Here is an 18,510-nt window from a genome sequence, read left to right as displayed (position 1 = left end):
GCGGTGATCAGCGTCACGCGGGCCCGAGTATGCCTGCGGCAGGCACCGATGTCACGCTCAGCACAGCAGGTGTCAGCTGACAGCAAGGGAAAACCCGATGCCCGACCTGAGCGAGTCCATCACCATCTCCGCCCCGGCGATGTCGGTCTACGGCCTGGTCAGCGACCTGCCCCGGATGGGCGAGTGGAGTCCGGAGTGCACCCGGGTCACCTGGTCGTCCCGTACGCCGGGACCCGCCACCGGCGCGCGGTTCGTCGGACACAACCGGGTCGGCGCGATCCGCTGGTTCACGTTCGGCCGGGTCGTGGACGCCGTACCGGGCGAACGCTTCAGCTTCGCCATCACCTTCGGCCCGATCCCGATCTCGCTCTGGGCCTACGACTTCCGCCACCTGCCGTCGGGCTGCGAGGTCGTCGAGTCATGGACCGACCACCGCCCGGCCCCCATGCGCTGGCTCTTCCACCCCTTCTTCGGCGACCGGTCCCGGACCAACAACCGCGGCATCAAGGTAACCCTGTCCCGCCTGAAGCACGCCGCCGAAGCACACGGTGGGTGACGAGGCCGACGAGGGTGAGCAGGAGGACTGTGCCGGTGGCGTAGGCGGCGATCCGCATCCAGTGCGGTCGGGGCGATGCGTCGTACCGCGGTCCGCCCTTGGTGATGCTGTCGGCCGGCATTCGAACCGTGATGATCAGCGCGCCGCCGCCTTCGTGCGCGAAGGCGGCGGTTCGGCCCGTTGCGGTCACTGTCGAGCAGGGCACCGGCGCTGCGTCGCGGCGGTGGGCGTGGCAGGCCACTCCGGTCGGGTCCGTCGGCGTGCTCACCCGGATCTCGGTGCCCGTGGCCCGCAGGTGACGGCTGATGTCGTCCGACCACTCATCGTTCAAGCGGCGTGGATCCGGCCAGTGCAGTTCGTACCCGTCCTCAGTTCGGTCCAAGGCGCCATGGACGCTGTACTTGAGGATGTACGTCGCCCCGTGCAGCGCGGTCCCTTCTGGGCTGATCTGGATCCGGAGGTCGGACAATCGGGTGTCGAAGCCGTCGACAGAGGTCGCCCTGAACAACGGCGGCAGGAGCGGGTCGAGTTCATCCGTACTGAAGTCGACCGACTTCCCGGCCGTGTCGGTGACACTGATGTCCGTGACCTTCCAGACCCGATCCTTGCCGCGGTTCTCGACGCTCGTGTCGAGGCGGGCGTCCTCGGGTCGCCGGACCTGGACGACGCGATCGCCCGGTCCGTCGACGTCGCCCCAGTGGATGGTCTCGGTCACGTCCAGCACCCCGTCCGGCTGGACGTCGTACTGCACCGTGGCCGGGGCCACCACGAAGCGCTCGGGCTCGTAGCCTTGCCAGGTCGCGCGGACCACCAGCCCGGTCCAGGCCACGCAGAGGACGAGGAACGTCAGTGCGACGATCCGCATCACTCTGCCATCGACCATGCCCGGAGTGTCGCCGACGCGGGGGTTCAGGCGGGTTGCCGGTTTGGTTGCGGGGCGGACTTGTTGGTAATCTGGCTCTTCGCGCCCCCACGGGTGATGCTCAGCCGTGCGCGCGACATTTTCCTGTATTGACCGCATACTCCTGATCGAGGCTCTGCTCCGTGGCGAACATCAAGTCCCAGATCAAGCGCAACCGCCAGAACGAGGCTGCGCGACTTCGCAACAAGTCGGTGAAGTCGACCCTCAAGACGGCTGTTCGCCGCTTCCACGAGGCCGCCCAGGCCGGTGACGGCGCGAAGGCGCAGGAGCAGGCCCGCGTGGCCGGCCGCCTGCTCGACAAGGCCGCCAGCAAGGGCGTCATCCACGCCAACCAGGCCGCCAACCGGAAGTCGTCCATCTTCAAGAAGGCCGCTTCCCTCTGATCCACCCCTGACGATCGGCCACCCACCGGGTCGGCCGATCGTTCGGCGTCCCCACCAAGCCCGGCCGGCACCTCCGGCTGGGCTTGTTCTGTTGGCAGGCCGGTTGCTACCCGCGCGGCCTGGTCGTTGGGGTGAGTGTGGTCAGCGGCGGCCGTGGGCTTGGCTTACGGTGATGACCATGCGCTCGAGGGCGTACCCGGCGTCGCCGGAGGCGCCTTTGACGTCGGCGTCGGCCTGGGCCACCGCCTTGATCGCGGTCGCCAGCCCGCCGGGCGTCCAGCCGCGGGCCTGTTGCTTGAGCTGCTTCAGCTTCCACGGCGGTACGCCGACCTCCCGCGCCAGATCCGCCTCCCTCAGCCCCCCAGGCGCACTGGAGAACTTCGCCAGCCCCCGCAACCCACCCGCCATCGCACTCGTCACGAGCACCGGCGCGACACCACAGTCGAGCGCCCACCGCAGCTGCTCCAGCGCCGGCTCGGTCCTCCCCGCGATCGCAGCATCCGCGACCGCGAAACTCGTGACCTCGGCCCGACCGCCGAAGTACTGACCGATCAGCTCCGCGGTGACTGCCTGACCGCCTGAGTCCGACACCAGCTGCGAACACGCACCCGCCAGCGCCCGCAGATCGTGCCCGACCGCGTCCACCAACGCCGACGCCGCCCGCTCGTCCACGGTCCCACCGTGCAACCGGATCTCCCCGGCCACGAACTGCGGCAACTCCCACGCCTTCGGCGCGGTCGCGACCACCTCGTTGACCGATGCCTTCCGCAACTTGTCCAGGAAGGCCTTGCCCTTCTGCCCACCGGAGTGCACGAGCACCACGAGTACGTCGTCCGACGTCGCGCCGGCGTACTCGATCAGATGCGGAGCCATCTCGGACGGGAGGTTCTCGAGCGCGCGCAGGACGAGCACCCGCTCCGACGCGAACAGCGACGGCCCGGTGAGCTCCGCGAACACGCCGACGTCCAGCCCGACCGCGTCCAGCTCGGTCACCTCGACCTCGGCGCTCCCCTTGGACACCGCCGCGATCGCCGACCGCACAGCCCGATCCGCCAGGAACGACTCGGACCCCGTCACCAGCAATACGTCGCCCAGCTTCGGCGCAGCACCTCTACGACCAGCCACCCCGTCACCCTCCCACACCCCACCGACACTCGGTGACCGACCGCCGGAAATGGCTGGAAGGATGGCCGCACGGACGTGAGGATGAGGCATGACCAACACCGTGCAGCCGGTTGATGCGCTCATCGTCGTCGACGTTCAGAGCGCCTTCGTCTCGGGCGATACCCCGGTGCCGGACGCGGTGCGGCTGCTCGATCGGGTGGGTGAGCTGCTGGATCGAGCGCGGGCGGCGGGCGCCGTCGTGGTACACCTGCAGAACGACGGGAAGCCCGGCTCGGACGACGAGCCGAACACGCCGGGCTGGGAGCTGTACCTTCCGGTGAAGGACGGTCCGGCGGAGCACGTGATCCGCAAGCTCAGGGACGACGGGTTCGACGGCACTTCGCTCGGCGAGGTCCTCGTCGGCGCGGGTGTGCGGTCGGTGGCGATCTGCGGTCTGATGTCGGAGATGTGCGTGCACGCGACCGCGAAGACGGCCCTGGCTCACGGTTACCGGGTCGTCGTCCCACATGATGCGCACGCGACGTACGACGCGCCCGCGGTGCTCGGTGTCAGCGAACCCGTCCCGGCCCACGTCGTCTCCCGGGTCGCCGCCTGGTCCCTCGGCGACCAGGCCGAGAACACAATCCCAACCGCCGACGTCACCTTCACCAGCCCTTCAACCTGACCTCCGCCGGCATCACCCTCAGCAGCGTGACGCTCCGCCGGATCGTCAGCGTGTGACTGGTTGCTGGTTTGTTGTGAGGGTCAGGCGGTTGTCGGAGTTGGTGATCGCCAGAGCGCCGGTGGTGTTGGTGGTCGCGGTCCGGGTTGATCGGTGGGACAGGAGGTCGAGGGTTCTGGGGGCTGGGTGGCCGTAGTCGTTGTCGCGGCCGGCCGAGATGACGGCCAGGCGCGGGTTGGTGGCCGCGATGAAGGCGGGATCTTGCTGGGCCGAGCCGTGGTGCGGGACCTTGAGGACGTCGGCGCGGAGGTCGGCGCCGGTCGCGAGGATGGCGCGTTGGGACTCCGGTTCCAGGTCGCCGGTGAGGAGGATCCGCAGACCGGAAGCCTCGACCATCATCGTGATGCTGGCGTTGTTCTCCGGCGAGCCCTCGCCCGTTGAGGTCGTGGAGACTCCGGCCGCCGGCAGCGCGGGCACGCGAGCCGGCCAGAGCGTGGTCCACCTGAGGGACCCGACCACCCGCTTCTCCCGATAAGTCACGGTACGTACGGCGACCCCGTGATGCGTCGCGAGGTCGACGACCCGTTCGTACTCCGCCGGCGGTGAAAGATACGGCGTCACCTCGATCTCGTCGACCCGACGATCCTCCAGTACGCCGGCCAACCCGCCGACATGATCCGCGTGAAAGTGACTCAGCACGAGAACCGGGACGTACTCGACGCCGAGGTCCCGCAGGCACCGATCCATCGCGGCCGGATCCGGCCCGGTGTCGACGACAACGGCTGCCCGGTCGCCGGCTCGCAGTACCAACCCATCGCCTTGACCCACATCACACATGACGAAGAGCCAGTCGTCGGGCGGCCAGCCGATGGACCCGACGGGCCGGAGTACGACGACCGCGAGCAAGACCACCGCGAGCACCATGGCGATCGGGCGGGCGAGGACGCGGTACAGCCCGAAGACGAGCGCGAGGCACAGGACCGTCAGCACAGTGACACCAACAGCAGTGGCCGGCCAGGCGTTCGCGGCGCCGGGGAGGTCGGCGCCTTCCCGGGCGATGAGGATGATCCAGCGGGCGGGCCACCCTGCCATCCACCCGACCAGTTGCGCGGCCTCCGTGCTGATCAGCGCCACTCCGGCCGCGGCGAACCCGATGATCGTGGCCGGACCGACGGCGGGTCCCGCGAGCAGATTGGCGCCTACGGCAACCAATGACACCTCGCCGGACAGCCAGGCGACGACCGGCGTACAGGCGAGTTGGGCCGCCAGCGGGCAGGAGACCGCGTCCGCCCACCACGTCGGCATCCACCGGGCGAGCGCGTCCCGCCAGCCCGGGCCGAGCAGGACGATGCCTGCGGTCGCGAGCACGGACAAGGCGAATCCGGCCGACCTCGCCAGGGAGGTGTCCAGGAGCAGCAGCCCGATCACCGCGAACGAAAGGCTGCGTACCGCGCGACGACGAGAGCCACCGCTCGTCATCGCAGCCAGCGCGATCAGCCCCATCGCAGCCGCGCGCAGGACACTGGGCTGTGGTCTGGCGAGGATGACGAACACGACAACCGTCATCAGGCCGACCGCGGTCAGCCCGCGTGCGCGTACTCCGATCAGCCGGGCGAACGGGAGGATGAACGCCAGCAGCAAGGTCAGGTTCGTGCCGGACACGGCCGAGAGGTGCGTCAGCCCTGTCGTCTGGAAGTCCTCGACGAGGTCGGCGGGCAGACCGGACTCGTCGCCCATGACGAGCGCGGGGACCAGGCCGCGTACGTCGTCGGGTTGCTCGGCGACCGATTCCCGGAGGCCGGCGCGGACCTGTTCGGCGGCGCGCAACCACCAGGGTGGATCGGCCGCGAGCTTCGGAGCCGAGCGGATCGAAAGCAGCGCGGCGACGTCGGATCCACGGTCGACGGCCTCGAGCCGGCCATTGGCGCCGACCCGTTGCCCGAAGCGGACGTCTTGCCATTGCGTCGAGCCGATGACAAGCACCGGCGTACGGACTCGGGTGGTGGTTCCACGTGCTCGGACCTCCTCGATCGTTGCCTTCAGCACCACGTACGGCGGTCGCCGGCTGCCCGGACTTCGCCGTACCGAGGGATCGCTGTCGATCCTCAACTGCACGCCGACCGACGCGTTGTCCGCCGCCAGACCGACGACCGGACCGGCCCGCATCCCCTGCACCTGCAGCCCGGCCGCCACTCCCATGCCGGCCACCACAACCAGCGCCCCGACGACAACCCAGCCGGCGCGCGCTCGGACGCGATCCCGTGGGACGGGATCTCCCTGCGGCGGTGCGGAGGCTTGGCGGCGGAGCAGGACCGCGAGGGTGATCGCGACGGTGAGGGTCAGGGCTGTGGTGAGGAAGGCGATCGAGGGGCTTTGAGCTATCAGGAGGACTGCGGTGAGCCAAGCTGCGGCGGCTGGGACCAGCAGGCGCAGGTCCAGCGGGCGGTTGGCGGGAGTTGTCTCGGTGGGTGCGGTGCGGTCAGGGGTAGGGGTGGCGGGATCTGGGGCAGGGGTGGTGCGGTCAGATGCGGACATGGGGTTTGAGGGAGTCGAACTTCTTGGGGCCTACGCCGGAAACCTCCTGGAGTTGGTCGATGGTGGTGAAGGGGCCGTTCTGGGTGCGGTAGTCGACGATGCGTTGGGCCAGGACCGGACCGACACCCGGGAGGGCGTCGAGTTGGTCGAGCGTGGCGGTGTTGAGGTTGACCGGGGTGCTGGCCGGGGCGGTCGGGTTGGCCGGGGTATGCGGGTTGGTGGTGCCTGGCGCGGTTGTGGATGCGCCGGGTGGTGGGGCGGGGTGGCCGACGACGATCTGTTCGCCGTCGGTGACCTGGCGGGCGAGGTTGAGGGTGGTGAGGTCGACTCCCGGCAGCGGACCGCCGGCGAGGGTGAGCACGTCGGCGACACGCGAGCCGGTCGACGTGTGAACGAGCCCGGGGCGGCGTACCTTGCCGGCGACGTGGACGATGACGGTGCCTGCTGCCTGGCCGGGTATGCCCGGTGACGGCTGCGCGCCCGACGGCGGGACACCCGAGCCAGGCGACGGGGCGCCAGGAGAAGGCTGAGCACCTGGTGAGGCGGCACCGGTTGAGGGTGGACAGGGTTGGCCGGCGGGGCACGGTTGGGTGACCGGGGCGCCGGAGGTGAGGGTGGATGGTGCACGGGCCTCGGGGACGGTCTCGGGGCGGGCGCGGACGACCGACCAGGCTGCCCAGGCGAGGCCGATGGACAGGACGACGGCCAGGACCACGACATGCTTCGGCGACAGGCTCCAGCGGGCATCACGCAGTCGCTCGGGCCGGACGGCTTCGGGGATCCATCCACCTCGCACCTCCTCATCACGCTCCTCCAGTTCTTCGTCGGCCTCGTCGTACCGCGGCGCGCGTGGGGCGAGGCGCGCCAGCGCACGCTCGCGCGCACCCGGGTCGGGTGCGGCGGCACGGCGAAAGACCTTCACGCCAGAGAAAGTACGAGTCCGAGCACGCTCGCCGACGACGAAATCAGAGCTGTGGAAATCCCAGGCGAGCCTGCCGCCAAATCAGCTGGGTGAGAGCGGGTGCCTGGCTAGTGCGGGGCTATGACTACGGCCAAGAGGCCGGGGCCGACGTGGGCGCCGATGACGGCGCCTACTTCGCGGAGGACGAGGTCCTTGGTCTGAGGGAGGCGGTCGGCGAGGTTGTCGGCGAGGGTTTGGGCCTTCTCCAGATTCGCCAGGTGGTGGACGGCGACCTGGACGGGTGCGTCGCCGGCTCGCTGGACGGCGATGTCGGCCAGGCGGGCGATCGCGCGGCTCGACGTACGGACCTTCTCGAGGGGGACGATCCGGCCGCTGCTGATCGTCAGCAGGGGTTTGACGGCGAGCGCCGTACCGAGGAGGGCCTGGGCGGCGCCGATGCGGCCGCCGCGGCGGAGGTACTCGAGGGTGTCGACGTAGAAATACGCCGAGATGGACGCCATCCGGACCCGGGCGGCCGCCTCGACGGCGGCCTGGTCCTCCCCCGCGGCGGCGACCTCGGCCGCGGCCAGGACCGGGAAGCCGAGGCCCATCGCGATCGAGCGGGAGTCGATCACCCGGACCGGGATCGGCGACTCCTTCGCGCCGATCATGGCGGCCTCGACCGTGCCGGACATCTCGCCTGAGAGATGGATGGACACGACCGACTCGGCTCCGGCGGCGGCGCAGGCGGCGTACGTGTCCGCGAACGTCTGGGGCGCCGGGCGGCTCGTGGACACCGGCGTAAAGGTCTTGAGCGCCTCCGCGACCGCGTCGGCCGAGGTGGCGCCGTCGTCGTACGACGTGCCGCCGATGACGACCTGGACCGGTACGACGGTCAGCGGCAGGCGGAGGACTTCGTGCGTGGACAGACCGGCCGTGGAGTCGGTGACGACGTGCACGCGGGCTGACATGCAGCGAGGTTACCGGACAGTTTTCGCCTGCGCGCGGTGTCGTAGGCGCGAGATTTCTGTCGGTGGCCGGTGTGAGACTGCGGAGAATGAAGGAGACCGCGGCAGAGATCACCGAACTGCAGGCGCTCCTCGACGCGGCGTACCAGCGCTCGACGGAGCATCTGCGCAACATCATCAAGGGCCCGCGCCGGCTGGACGCCGACGTCTTGGTGCGGGTTCTGACCGGCATGTGCACGCTCAACGTGGCCACTGTGACGGCTCGCGGCGAGCCACGGATCAGTGCGGTCGACGGGCACTTCCTGCACGCGCGGTGGGTGTTCAGCACCTCCGGGACGGCGGCCAAGGCGCGACATCTGCGGGCCAGACCGGCGACGAGCATCTCGTACGTCGACGGCGAGCGGATCGGCGTGTTCAGTCACGGTGACGTGGAGTTCCTGACCCCGGAGCATCCGGACTTCGCGGAGATCGAGGCCCATCTGACGAAGTTCTACGGGAGCTCGCCGTCGAGCTGGGGGCCGGACATCGTGTACTGCCGTCAGCAGCCGACCTGGATGGTCGGGTACGGCGACCAGAAGACGCTTCTCGCGGAGGTGGAGAAGGCGTCCGCCAAGCGGAAGAAGTAGGACCGGCGGTGGCGAGGTGAAGGCCACCCCTCCGGGGCCTTCACCTCGCCGTGCTGACTTCCCCTGTGCGTCAGCTTCACCGCTACGCCGACTCCCCCTCGTTGCCGGCGCTTACTGCTGTGCTGACTCCCCCTGGTTGTCAGCAGAGTTCAGTCCTCGGCGAGCCACTCCCCGTGCCGGTTCCGCGAAGTACCGGTCTGACCGCGAGCTCGTCGAGGTCCCGGGAGGCCCCAGCGGCTGACCCCGCCGGCGGGTGACCAAACCCGCCGGCTTCCCCGTGTCAGCCGGGCCGGCACTCGTCCCCTGTGTCGTGTGCTCGGTCCAGTGCTGGGACCCCTCCCCGGGTGTGGTGCCCTGACGGCGCACGGCACCCGGTTCAGGTAGGACAGATCCGCACGACGCAGCACTCCGGAGCTCTCGACAGCCGATCGGCGCCCCCACCGTCCGGCCGCCGGATGCCCTCCGCGTCGCCTCCCCCAAGCTGGCCGGCAGTCCTTGTGCAGCACCCGTGGCACCTCGCTGCCTCATCACGGTTCACCGCCCATTCCTCTGCCTGCGCCCGGTCTCGGACCCTGCTTCGTGGAACCTGTCCTACGGCTGTAATTCTTCGGCCGGCAGGCATGTCAGGACGAGGCAGAAGAACCGGCAGTTACCCGGCAGCTTCAGCGGTTGCGCGTCACGAAAGCGCGGTCAGTACGTCGTTCGCCAGCCGCTGCACCGCGGCCGCGGGATCCGGCTCGGGCCACCCTTCGGCGGGCGAAGCGGTCTCGCACGACTCCTGCAGCACGGCCCACGCGGTCGGCAGCATAGGCGGGTCCATGGATCGCTGCCAGGCCATCAGCTGCCCGCACAGCACATCACCCTCCGCCGACTTCCCCAGCGCATGCAGCACGGCCACAGCCTCAGGCAGTACTTCGAGCAGGTACACGACCCGCCCTTCGACCAGGAGCCGGTTGACCGCGTCCCGGATACACACCCGGGCCTGATCGGCGTCACCGGCCTCACGGGCGAGTCGCGACCGGTACAGCATCACCAGGTAGTCGAAGTACCCACGGTGCCCGCGGATGTCCGCGTCCGCCTCGTCCAGCAGCGCCCGCGCCTCGTCGTACCGGCCGTCCTGGTACTCGACCATCGCCTGGCAGCCGGCGACCTTCGTACGTTCGGGGTCGTCGGAGGCCTGGCTGTCCCGGGCGAGCGTCGCCCAGCGCCGCGCCTCGGACAGGTTGCCCAGCTCGAGCTCCACCCGGCTGAGCGCCATGTACGCGATCTCGTCCGGGTAGACACCCGGATTGACCAGCGCGGCCTCCCAGGCGAGCAACAACTCCTTGGCCTCGGGCAGCCGGCCCCAGCGCAGGAGAGCGAGGCCGCACGTGGCCTGGACGGTGGCGGACCGCTGCACGTCACCGTGCTTGCGAGCGTCCGCCACCAGCGCCGGGATCTCGGCCAGGCTCTGGGTGTCGAGCAGATGCGAGCCGGACGACACCCAACCGCCGCGCGCGACCAGACCCATCTCGGTCTCACCGGGGATCAGCTGACGGGCCTCTTCGTAGTACCGGCGGGCGCCCCGGACGTCACCGGTCAGACTGGACAGTCGACCGGCGATGGCCAGCATCCGCCCGCTGACTTCCTTGTCCGTGACGTTCTCCGCGCACGCCGTGGCCCAGCGGATGCCGCTCTCGGCCACACTCGCCTGGTACTGCCAGGCGATCCGGAAGCCGAGCACGATCCGCGCGGCCACGTCCCACTGCCCGAGCTCGGCCGCACGCTCCAGCGCGACCTCGAACAGCGCTGAGTTCGCATGCGCGGCCCGATACCGCCGGTCGCGGTCCGGCGACGACCACGCGCCCTCGAGCCCGGCGACGTACGTCGTGCACCACTCGACCGCCCGGTCGCGGAACTCGGTCAGGTCATCGCCCTGCGACGACAGACCGGCGTACGCATGCTCCCGGATCGTCTCCAGCAGCTTGTAGCGGGCGCCGTACAACTGCTCGAACTCGTGCACCGGCTGCAGCAGCGACTTCTCCACCAGCTCGGCCAGCAGCATCGGTACGTCGGCCGCGTCGATCGGATCGCCCGTGCAGACGCCCGCGACCGCGTCGAGCGTGAACGGCGACCCGAGCACGGACGCCCGGTAGAGCAACTGCCGGGCGGCGTCCGAGAGCGCGTCCACGCTCCACGCGATCGTGTCGGCCAGCGTCCGCTGATGCGGAGCCCCGAACCGCCGCGGCCCCGACAGCAGGCGGAACCGGTCGTCCAACGCGGCCAGAATCGTCTCCACTGACAGCGAACCCGCCCGGGCCGCGGCCAGCTCCAGGGCCAGCGGCAACCCGTCCAGCCGACGGCACAGCCGGGCGACGGTCGGAGCGTTGTCCTCGGTCAGCTGGAAACCCGGCCGGACCCGCGCCACCCGCCGGCAGAACATCTCCACGGCCGGGCTGGCCGCGATCTCGGCGAAGTCCTGGTCGTTCGCCGGCAGCCCGAGGACGGCGACCCGCCGGACCACCTCGTCCGGGAGCCCGAGCGGGATCCGCGAGGTCACCAGGACGCCGACGCCCGGGAAGCTGCGGACCATCCGGTTCGCCACCGTCGCGACCCCGTCGAGCACGTGCTCGGCGTTGTCCTCGACGATCACCAGGTCACCCGGTTGGCGTCCGGACAGTACGTCGTCCAGGTCCGACGTACCCGGTGCGGTGCCGAAGGCGTCCAGGATGGCCGTGGGTACGGCGGCATCCCGCTGGACGGTCGTGAGGTCGACGACCACGACGGTCGTCTCGGCGCCGGAGAAGCGGTCGGCCGCGGCCAGGGCGAGCTCGGTCTTGCCGACACCACCCGGGCCGACGAGCGTGACCAGACGGTTCTGCCGGAGCAGGGCCTCGAGCTCGACAAGCTCCTGCTCGCGACCGACGAGACCGTCGGGAATCGGCCTGGTCCCGCGCCAGCGCAGCCCGGTCGGGGCCGGCGCGGCGACCGAGATGACAGGTCGTGCCGTCCCGTGGCCCGCCGCGGCGAGGAACTGCTCCGCGTCACCGTCCCGCAGGCCGAGCGCCTTCCCGAGGAGCCGGACGGAGTCCTTGCGGGGGCGGGCGACGCGGCCGGCCTCGATCTCGCGGATGGATCGCACGCTCAGACCGGCGCGGTCGGCGAGCTCCTCCTGGGAGAGACCGGCCTGGACCCTCAGGTCGAGCAGGAGATCGGCGAAACCCCGCCGCCCCTCCGCCCGGCCATCCGTGTCCGACAAAGCCCGTCACCCCTCCTGAGCCTCACGTTCCCGTCACAACATAGCGTGACTGGCCCGCCCGTGCCGGGGACTCCCGGAGCACAAGATGCGGCACACGTCACACCGAACGGTTGGCAGAGGCAACAAGTTTGGTTCAAATTCGCATTACTGAACGGGCAGACAAACAATTCAAGCGGTTGCGCGAACCGAGGAAGATTCATTCTCGGTCGCGTACAGGGAAAGGACTCCGGTCCAGTCCTCGAGCCGGGCGCTGGTGTCCGCACGACCGGATTCGGCGTTCAGCAGGCTGCCGGCACAGATCCCGCGGGTCGCGCGGATCAGCAGTTCGGTGCCGAGCCCCGCCCACTGGGTCCGAAGGATGTCAAGCGCTGCCATGCGGGCAATTCAAGCGGAGTCGTGTTTCGCAAACGTAACGCAACCCGCAACATCCCGATAAGTCACAAGAATTCCGGATGCGCCGGTTACCTGGTGGTCTGTTAACCGGGCAGCCAGGAAAGCCGGACCTGGCGCTGCGGATTGTCGACGTTGGTGTCCACCAGGCAGATCGACTGCCAGGTGCCGAGCATCATCCGCCCGTCCAGCACCGGGACGGTCGCGTACGGCGGGATCAGCGCGGGCAGCACGTGGTCGCGGCCGTGGCCCGGCGTACCGTGCCGGTGCCGCCAGCCGAAGTCGCGGGGAAGCAGCTCCTCGAGCACCGCGAGCAGGTCGGTGTCGCTGCCCGCACCGGTCTCCAGGATCGCGACCCCGGCGGTCGCGTGCGGCACGAACACGTGCAGCAGGCCGTCGCCCTGGGCCTGGTGGGCCTCGGCGTCGACGAACTGCTCACACCTGCTGGTGAGGTCGAACACGACCTCGGAACCACCGGTCGCCACGTCGATCAGCTCAGAACGCATCTGAGCAGCGTAGCCGCCCCGCCCGCCGGCGGGGGCACCTAGCCGTCCCACAGCCTGGCCGTCCCGACCACCAGGGCGGGACGGCCAGGCGCACTCCTTAGGCCGGGACGATGTTGACCAGCTTCGGCGCCCGGACGATGACCTTGCGGACACCGCGGCCGTCCAGCGCCTTCTGCACCGACTCGGACGCCAGCGCCAGCTGCTCCAGGTCGGCGTCGGTGATGTCCGGGGACACCTCCAGCCGGTCCTTCACCTTGCCGGCGATCTGGACGACGCAGGTGACCGTGTCCTGGACCAGCAGCGCCGGGTCGACCTTCGGCCAGCCGGCCCTGGCGACGGTCGGCTCGTGGCCCAGCGTCTCCCACATGTCCTCGGCGGTGTACGGCGCGACCAGGCTCAGCAGGACCGCCACCGCCTCGGTCGCCTCGCGGACCGCCGGGTCGGCCGCACCCGGGCCGGCGTCGATCGCCTTCCGGGTCGCGTTCACCAGCTCCATGATCCGAGCGACCATGACGTTGAACCGCAGCGAGTCGATCAGCTCGGCCGCGTCCGCCACCGTCCGGTGGGTGATCTTGCGCAGCTCGACGTCACCGGTCGACGGATCCGCGCCCAGCGGCGCCTCGACCGAGCCGGCCAGCCGCCAGGCACGCTGCAGGAACTTCAGCGAGCCTCCCGGCGACATGTCGGCCCAGTCGATGTCGTCCGACGGCGGGCCGGCGAACACCATGGTCAGCCGGACCGCGTCGACGCCGTACAGGTCGATCATGTCGCCCAGGTTCACGCCGTTGCCCAGCGACTTGCTCATCGACTTGCCCTGGTTGATCACCTGGCCCTGGTTCAGCAGCCGGGTGAACGGCTCGACCGCGGTCAGCAACCCCATGTCGTGCAGCGCCTTGACGAAGAACCGCGCGTACAGGAGATGCAGTACGGCGTGTTCCTTGCCGCCGACGTACTGGAACACCGGCATCCAGCGCTCGGCCGCCTGCGGGTCGAACGGACCCTCGGTGTAGTCAGGCGACAGGTAGCGCAGGAAGTACCAGGACGAGTCCACGAAGGTGTCCATGGTGTCGGTGTCCCGCTCGGCCGCGCCACCGCACTTCGGGCAGTCGACCTCGACCCAGTCGCGAGCTGCCGCCAGCGGCGACACACCCTTCGGCGCCAGGTCGGCACCGCGCAGGTCCGGCAGCTCCATCGGCAGCTGGTCGTCCGGGACCGGGACCTCACCGCAGGACGGGCAGTGGATGATCGGGATCGGGCAGCCCCAGTAGCGCTGGCGGCTCAGCAGCCAGTCGCGCAGCCGGTAGTTGATCGTCCGCTCGCCCAGGCCCTTGCTCTCCAGCCAGTCGCTGATCCGCGCCTTGGCCTCGTCGACACCCAGCCCGTTCAGGCTGATGTCGTCGTTCGCGCTGTTGATGGCCGGACCCTCGCCGGTGTACGCCTTGCCCTCGAAACCGTCCTCGGGCTGCACGGTCCGCACGATCGGCAGGCCGAACTTCTCCGCGAACTCCCAGTCCCGGGTGTCCTGGCCGGGCACCGCCATGATCGCGCCGGTGCCGTAGTCGGCCAGCACGTAGTCGGCCGCCCAGATCGGGATCCGCTCACCGGTCACCGGGTTGATCGCGTACGAGCCCAGGAAGACACCGGTCTTCTCCCGCTCGGTGCTCAGCCGGTCGATCTCGGTCTCACCCTTGACCTTGGCCAGGTAGACGTCGAACGCCTCCTGCTGCTCCGGTGTGACCAGCTCGGCGGCCAGCTTCGCGTCCGGCGCGACCACCATGAAGGTGGCCCCGAACAGCGTGTCCGGCCGGGTCGTGAACACGCGGATGGGCTCGTCGCGGCCCTCGACCTGGAAGTCCGCGAACGCACCCTCGGAGCGGCCGATCCAGTTGCGCTGCATCAGCAGGATCTCTTCCGGCCACTGCAGCAGCTCCATGTCGTCCAGCAGGCGCTGCGCGTACTCGGTGGTCTTGAAGTACCACTGGGTCAGCTCGCGCTTGGTCACCTCCCAGCCGCACCGCTCACACCGGCCCTGCACCACCTGCTCGTTGGCCAGCACGGTCTGGTCGTTCGGGCACCAGTTCACGTACGACGCCTTGCGGTACGCCAGACCGCGCTCGTAGAACCGCAGGAACAGCCACTGCGTCCACCGGTAGTACTCCGGGTCGGAGGTGTGCAGCCGGCGCGACCAGTCGAAGCTCAGGCCGTAGCGGCGGATCGACTCCGCCTGGGTCTCGATGTTGGCGTAGGTGTACGTGGCGGGGTGCTCGTTGCGCTTGATCGCGGCGTTCTCGGCCGGCAGCCCGAACGAGTCCCAGCCCACCGGGTTCAGCACGTCGTACCCCTGCTGGAACCAGTAGCGCGCCAGCACGTCGTGCAGCGCGAACACCTCGCCGTGACCCATGTGCAGGTCGCCGGACGGGTAGGAGAACATCGTGAGCGCGTACCGGCGCTCCGCCGAGCCGTCGTCACGCGTCTTGAACGGGTCCAGCTTCTCCCACACCGGCCGCCACTTGGCCTGCAGGACGTCGAAGTCGTACCCGCCCCGGTCGATCGGGGCGTCGTCCACCTGCTCGCTCACGGTCCTACTCCATGCTTCTTGTGTTGGTTGAGCCTAAATCTGCCAGAAGCAGCCTTCAGAAATGAAAAAGCCCCTCACACAGGAGGGGACGCCGCACTGACCGGCGCTCAGGCGCCTGGATGCCAGTACGGCTAACTAAGGAGCAGGCTCACTCGCATGTCATCAGTCTAGCGCGTCCGGGCCGAGTCCGGACAGCAAGGCGTCGAGGGCGAACTCGAAGCGTGCCTCGGTCCCCCGCGGACCGGTCCGGCTCACCGCCTGCGCCAGCAGCGGGAACGCCGTCGGATCAAGGGTCTCCAGCCGGTCGACCGGGTCTCCGTCGGCTGCGGTGAGGACATGCCCGACCACGAAGCCGGTGACCGCGTAGATCACGTCCAGAGCGTCAGCAGGCTGCAGTCCGGCCTCCTGCATGCTGCGTAGCGCCGCCTCCATCACCTGGAGGTTCTGCGCAGTGACCGCGGGACGGGACGCGACCAGAGGTACGACGTTCGGGTGCGCGAGCAGTGTGGATCGCAGGTCGCGCGCGTAGTCCCGGAGGCCGTCCTGCCAGGACGTCGCGCCGAACGCCGGGGTGACGGTGGCGACGACCTGCTCGACCAGTCCGTCGAGGAGGGCGTCCTTGTTCGGCACGTGGTGGTAGATGGTCATCGCCTCGACACCCAACTCGGCACCGAGGCGGCGCATCGACAGCGCCTTGAGCCCGTCGCGGTCGGCCAGCGCGAGCGCGGCCCTGAGGACGGTCGCGCGGGTCAGACCGACGCTGTGACCGGGTCGACCGGGCATCGGCCCTCCTCGCTTGATGATTCTTACGTCGTAAGTATACGCTGAATCTTACATCGTAAGAATCATTCGGAGGACATCATGACCACTCTCACGGCACCTACGCGCTCGCCGGCGTACCTGAAGCAGGCGCTGTACGCCGGTGTGCTGTTGACGCTCGTGGCAACACTGGCCCCGCTGATCGATCTCGCGACCGCCGACACCATCGGCGAGCACGTCCGGTCGGCGTACCCGGGCTGGTCGGCCGACGACGTCGCCAAGGATCGGATGGCGATCACCGGTTACCTGGTGGGCGTCGGAGTGCTGGGTCTCGCGGGCTGGCTGTGGACGATCGTGGCCGTGGCCCGCGGCAAGCGGGGGGCTCGTGCGGTCGGCACGACGTTGTTCCTGGTCGGCGCGACTGTTCAACTCCTCAGCCTGTCCGTCGGCGGCGAGGCCTACACCACGATCGTGCCGACGTTGCACGGCGTGATCGGCTTCCTGCCGTCGCTCGCCGGCCTGGTCGCCGTCATCGGCCTCTGGCGCAAGGGCCGCTAAGCGCTCTTGTGTCGTCGGCTCGGGGCCGTCAGACGAACTCGGTGCCGCCGGCTCGGCGGTGGTCGCCGGGGGTGCGGCCGTAGTGGCGACGGAACGCGGTGGAGAACGGGCGCACGTCGGAGTAGCCGCAGGCGCGGGCGACCTCGGTCACGGTCATCGAGGGGTCGAGCAGCAGTTGGGCGGCCAACTCCAGGCGTAGGCGGCGCAGGGTGGACATGATCGAGGCGCCGGTCTGCTGGTGGAACAGGCGCTCGGCGTGACGCTCGGAGAGGTGGGCGACGGCGGCGACGTCCCGGACGGTGATCGGGCGGGACAGGTTGTCGCGGAGATGACGTTGCATCGACTCCACCACGAGAGGTCCGCGGTCACGGCGTACTGGCTCGACGGTCAGGTCGTCGTCGAGGGCGAACGCGCGAGCGGTCTCCATCACCAACGTGGAGCCGAGGGCGGTGAGGGCGGTGTTGTAACCGGACACCGGAGCCGCGGCTTCCGCAGCCAGCGCGGTGATCAGAGCAGGCAACGAGCCGACGCGGCGTGACATCACCGGGCCGTCGGGCCGGGTGAGACCGGACCACCACCCCGCATCACTGGACACAGGGCGAGAGGCGGAAGGCGGCTGGGTGGTGGCTGGACGGAAGGTGAAGCCCCAGAAGGCTATGCCCAGCGGCTCGGAGTGGCTCGATTCGATCTCGTGGACCTCGCCGGGGCGGGCCAGGAACACCGCGCCGGGCTGGACGTCGTACTCGGTGTCGCCCGAGTTGAACCGGCCGCAGCCTGAGAACGCCAGGCAGACCTCGTGGAAGGAGTGGCTGTGCCAGTAGTTGCGCCAGTACTCCGGCCGGTAGTGCCCGAAGCTCAGGAAGTCCGCACGGAACCCGTCGACCTCGCAGGACTCCAGCAGCCCTGCGAGGTCGACGAAGCGATCTGCCGAAGCGACAGACTCCAGCGTCAAGAAGCACTCCTGCCGGTCGGGTCCACTCCTCGCAGCATCATGCCCTGTCCGAGCGAGTGGTCGTGCGTCTTGACCGTCGGCGGGTCCGCCGGGTCGCGGTACTGGATCAGCCAGGTGGTCCGCGCCTCGTCGCTCACGTTCACGCCGGACCCGTGCACGGTCAGGTAGGTGAAGAAGAGGACGTCGCCCGCCTCGGCCGGCTGCGGTGTCGCCGACTCGAACGGTACGTCGGGCAGGTGGAACGAGCCCTCCGGGTCGTGCTCGCGCGGACCGTCCTTGTGGCTGCCCGGGATCACCCGCACGCAGCCCTTCTCCTCCGGCGCGTCGTCGAAGTGGAAGATCGCCGCACCGACCCGGTGGTACGTGTGCGGGAAGAACGGGTAGTCCTGGTGCAGCGGGAACGGCGAGCCGTTCTCCGGCGGCTTCACGAACAGCTTGGTGTGGTGCAGTTGCACACCCTCGACGCCCATCACCGCGGCGGCCACGCTGGTGAACCGCGGGTCCACCAGCAGCCGCGAGAAGGCGGCGTCGTAGAACTGCGCGTCGTGCAGGTGCTGCAGCCGGGTGGCACCGCCGGACAGGCCCATCGCCGACTTCCAGGTCGGGTCGTCCTTGCGGTTCAGCGCCGCCAGCAGGTCGTGGCTGCGCTGCCGGTAGTAGGCGGCTTCCTCCTTGCTGAGCAGGCCTTTCACCAGCACGAAGCCGTCCTCGGCGTACCGCTGGGCCAGGGTGGACAGATCCGCGCCGCTCGAAGTGATCGTCATCTCGAAGTCCTCCAGATCGGGTACTTCGAGCCTAGGAACATCGGCGCCCGGACGGCAGGACCGCGCCGGACGCCGATGTTCGTCAAAC

General features: G+C 69.6%; 17 protein-coding genes. 5 read left to right on the top strand and 12 right to left on the bottom strand.

The annotated features are described in order from the left end of the window. Positions 1-97: 97 nt before the first annotated feature. On the top strand, positions 98-556 hold the full coding sequence (locus ACQPYZ_RS11305; RefSeq protein WP_433167416.1) for an SRPBCC family protein: 459 nt from the start codon (positions 98-100) through the stop codon (positions 554-556). On the opposite strand, the gene ACQPYZ_RS11300 is transcribed toward ACQPYZ_RS11305, so the two are convergent. After that, positions 504-1,577: a DUF2207 domain-containing protein gene (locus ACQPYZ_RS11300; protein WP_433167415.1), complete on the bottom strand. Its 1,074-nt coding sequence runs from the start codon at positions 1,575-1,577 to the stop codon at positions 504-506. The two genes, ACQPYZ_RS11305 and ACQPYZ_RS11300, sit on opposite strands and share 53 nt — an antisense overlap. A gap of 23 nt (positions 1,578-1,600) precedes the next feature. Between ACQPYZ_RS11300 and rpsT the strand changes: the two genes are divergently transcribed. Next, positions 1,601-1,861: a 30S ribosomal protein S20 gene (rpsT, locus tag ACQPYZ_RS11295; RefSeq protein WP_433167414.1), complete on the top strand. Its 261-nt coding sequence runs from the start codon at positions 1,601-1,603 to the stop codon at positions 1,859-1,861. A 141-nt stretch (positions 1,862-2,002) separates the two neighbouring features. Here the strand turns inward: rpsT and holA are convergent, their stop codons facing one another. Next, entirely contained in the window at positions 2,003-2,986 is a 984-nt protein-coding gene (holA, locus tag ACQPYZ_RS11290) for a DNA polymerase III subunit delta (RefSeq protein WP_433167413.1), read from the bottom strand. 88 nt (positions 2,987-3,074) lie between these two features. Here holA and ACQPYZ_RS11285 point away from each other — a divergent pair, with 88 nt between their 5' ends. Beyond that, positions 3,075-3,650, top strand: coding sequence for an isochorismatase family protein (locus tag ACQPYZ_RS11285; RefSeq protein ID WP_433167412.1), 576 nt, complete (start codon positions 3,075-3,077; stop codon positions 3,648-3,650). Between the two features lie 45 nt (positions 3,651-3,695). Here ACQPYZ_RS11285 and ACQPYZ_RS11280 read toward each other — a convergent pair whose 3' ends face one another. The 3 genes from ACQPYZ_RS11280 to ACQPYZ_RS11270 form a co-directional block, all read right to left on the bottom strand. After that, positions 3,696-5,846: a ComEC/Rec2 family competence protein gene (locus ACQPYZ_RS11280; protein WP_433167411.1), complete on the bottom strand. Its 2,151-nt coding sequence runs from the start codon at positions 5,844-5,846 to the stop codon at positions 3,696-3,698. A gap of 322 nt (positions 5,847-6,168) precedes the next feature. After that, positions 6,169-7,104: a helix-hairpin-helix domain-containing protein gene (locus ACQPYZ_RS11275; RefSeq protein WP_433167410.1), complete on the bottom strand. Its 936-nt coding sequence runs from the start codon at positions 7,102-7,104 to the stop codon at positions 6,169-6,171. A 107-nt stretch (positions 7,105-7,211) separates the two neighbouring features. Then, the gene (locus tag ACQPYZ_RS11270; protein ID WP_433167409.1) at positions 7,212-8,054 is read right to left on the bottom strand and encodes a DegV family protein; all 843 of its coding nucleotides are present in this window, start codon (positions 8,052-8,054) and stop codon (positions 7,212-7,214) included. Between the two features lie 86 nt (positions 8,055-8,140). Here ACQPYZ_RS11270 and ACQPYZ_RS11265 point away from each other — a divergent pair, with 86 nt between their 5' ends. After that, on the top strand, positions 8,141-8,677 hold the full coding sequence (locus ACQPYZ_RS11265) for a pyridoxamine 5'-phosphate oxidase family protein (RefSeq protein WP_433167408.1): 537 nt from the start codon (positions 8,141-8,143) through the stop codon (positions 8,675-8,677). Positions 8,678-9,353: 676 nt separating this feature from the next. Here the strand turns inward: ACQPYZ_RS11265 and ACQPYZ_RS11260 are convergent. The 5 genes from ACQPYZ_RS11260 to ACQPYZ_RS11240 form a co-directional block, all read right to left on the bottom strand. Beyond that, the gene (locus ACQPYZ_RS11260) at positions 9,354-11,915 is read right to left on the bottom strand and encodes an ATP-binding protein (protein ID WP_433167407.1); all 2,562 of its coding nucleotides are present in this window, start codon (positions 11,913-11,915) and stop codon (positions 9,354-9,356) included. A 168-nt stretch (positions 11,916-12,083) separates the two neighbouring features. Further along, on the bottom strand, positions 12,084-12,290 hold the full coding sequence (locus ACQPYZ_RS11255; protein WP_433167406.1) for a hypothetical protein: 207 nt from the start codon (positions 12,288-12,290) through the stop codon (positions 12,084-12,086). Between the two features lie 101 nt (positions 12,291-12,391). Further along, a complete protein-coding gene (locus ACQPYZ_RS11250; protein ID WP_433167405.1) occupies positions 12,392-12,811 on the bottom strand; it encodes a YjbQ family protein in 420 nt (139 codons plus the stop codon). A 97-nt stretch (positions 12,812-12,908) separates the two neighbouring features. Further along, positions 12,909-15,389, bottom strand: coding sequence for a leucine--tRNA ligase (gene leuS / locus ACQPYZ_RS11245; protein WP_433167404.1), 2,481 nt, complete (start codon positions 15,387-15,389; stop codon positions 12,909-12,911). Between the two features lie 162 nt (positions 15,390-15,551). Next, positions 15,552-16,172 (bottom strand): TetR/AcrR family transcriptional regulator C-terminal domain-containing protein, encoded by a 621-nt coding sequence (locus tag ACQPYZ_RS11240; RefSeq protein WP_433167403.1) that lies wholly within the window; start codon positions 16,170-16,172, stop codon positions 15,552-15,554. A gap of 78 nt (positions 16,173-16,250) precedes the next feature. On the opposite strand from ACQPYZ_RS11240, the gene ACQPYZ_RS11235 reads away from it, so the two are divergent. Further along, entirely contained in the window at positions 16,251-16,706 is a 456-nt protein-coding gene (locus ACQPYZ_RS11235; RefSeq protein ID WP_433167402.1) for a hypothetical protein, read from the top strand. A 28-nt stretch (positions 16,707-16,734) separates the two neighbouring features. Here ACQPYZ_RS11235 and ACQPYZ_RS11230 read toward each other — a convergent pair whose 3' ends face one another. Beyond that, positions 16,735-17,658 (bottom strand): helix-turn-helix domain-containing protein, encoded by a 924-nt coding sequence (locus tag ACQPYZ_RS11230; RefSeq protein ID WP_433167401.1) that lies wholly within the window; start codon positions 17,656-17,658, stop codon positions 16,735-16,737. Further along, positions 17,655-18,422 (bottom strand): phytanoyl-CoA dioxygenase family protein, encoded by a 768-nt coding sequence (locus ACQPYZ_RS11225; RefSeq protein ID WP_433167400.1) that lies wholly within the window; start codon positions 18,420-18,422, stop codon positions 17,655-17,657. The genes ACQPYZ_RS11230 and ACQPYZ_RS11225 overlap by 4 nt, the downstream gene beginning before the upstream one ends. Between the last annotated feature and the right edge of the window lie 88 nt (positions 18,423-18,510).

This window comes from Kribbella sp. CA-247076 (genome assembly GCF_050942445.1).
GTDB lineage: Bacteria > Actinomycetota > Actinomycetes > Propionibacteriales > Kribbellaceae > Kribbella.
This window is presented reverse-complemented; position numbering and strand designations above follow the sequence as displayed.

Coding starts and splice junctions, on each gene's coding strand:
- ACQPYZ_RS11280 (WP_433167411.1), bottom strand. CDS start 5,846: ATGGGAGTGGCGGCCGGGCTGCAGGTGCAGGGGATGCGGGCCGGTCCG.
- ACQPYZ_RS11285 (WP_433167412.1), top strand. CDS start 3,075: ATGACCAACACCGTGCAGCCGGTTGATGCGCTCATCGTCGTCGACGTT.
- ACQPYZ_RS11305 (WP_433167416.1), top strand. CDS start 98: ATGCCCGACCTGAGCGAGTCCATCACCATCTCCGCCCCGGCGATGTCG.
- ACQPYZ_RS11255 (WP_433167406.1), bottom strand. CDS start 12,290: ATGGCAGCGCTTGACATCCTTCGGACCCAGTGGGCGGGGCTCGGCACC.
- ACQPYZ_RS11225 (WP_433167400.1), bottom strand. CDS start 18,422: ATGACGATCACTTCGAGCGGCGCGGATCTGTCCACCCTGGCCCAGCGG.
- ACQPYZ_RS11250 (WP_433167405.1), bottom strand. CDS start 12,811: ATGCGTTCTGAGCTGATCGACGTGGCGACCGGTGGTTCCGAGGTCGTG.
- ACQPYZ_RS11240 (WP_433167403.1), bottom strand. CDS start 16,172: ATGCCCGGTCGACCCGGTCACAGCGTCGGTCTGACCCGCGCGACCGTC.
- ACQPYZ_RS11270 (WP_433167409.1), bottom strand. CDS start 8,054: ATGTCAGCCCGCGTGCACGTCGTCACCGACTCCACGGCCGGTCTGTCC.
- ACQPYZ_RS11235 (WP_433167402.1), top strand. CDS start 16,251: ATGACCACTCTCACGGCACCTACGCGCTCGCCGGCGTACCTGAAGCAG.
- ACQPYZ_RS11300 (WP_433167415.1), bottom strand. CDS start 1,577: ATGCGGTCAATACAGGAAAATGTCGCGCGCACGGCTGAGCATCACCCG.
- ACQPYZ_RS11265 (WP_433167408.1), top strand. CDS start 8,141: ATGAAGGAGACCGCGGCAGAGATCACCGAACTGCAGGCGCTCCTCGAC.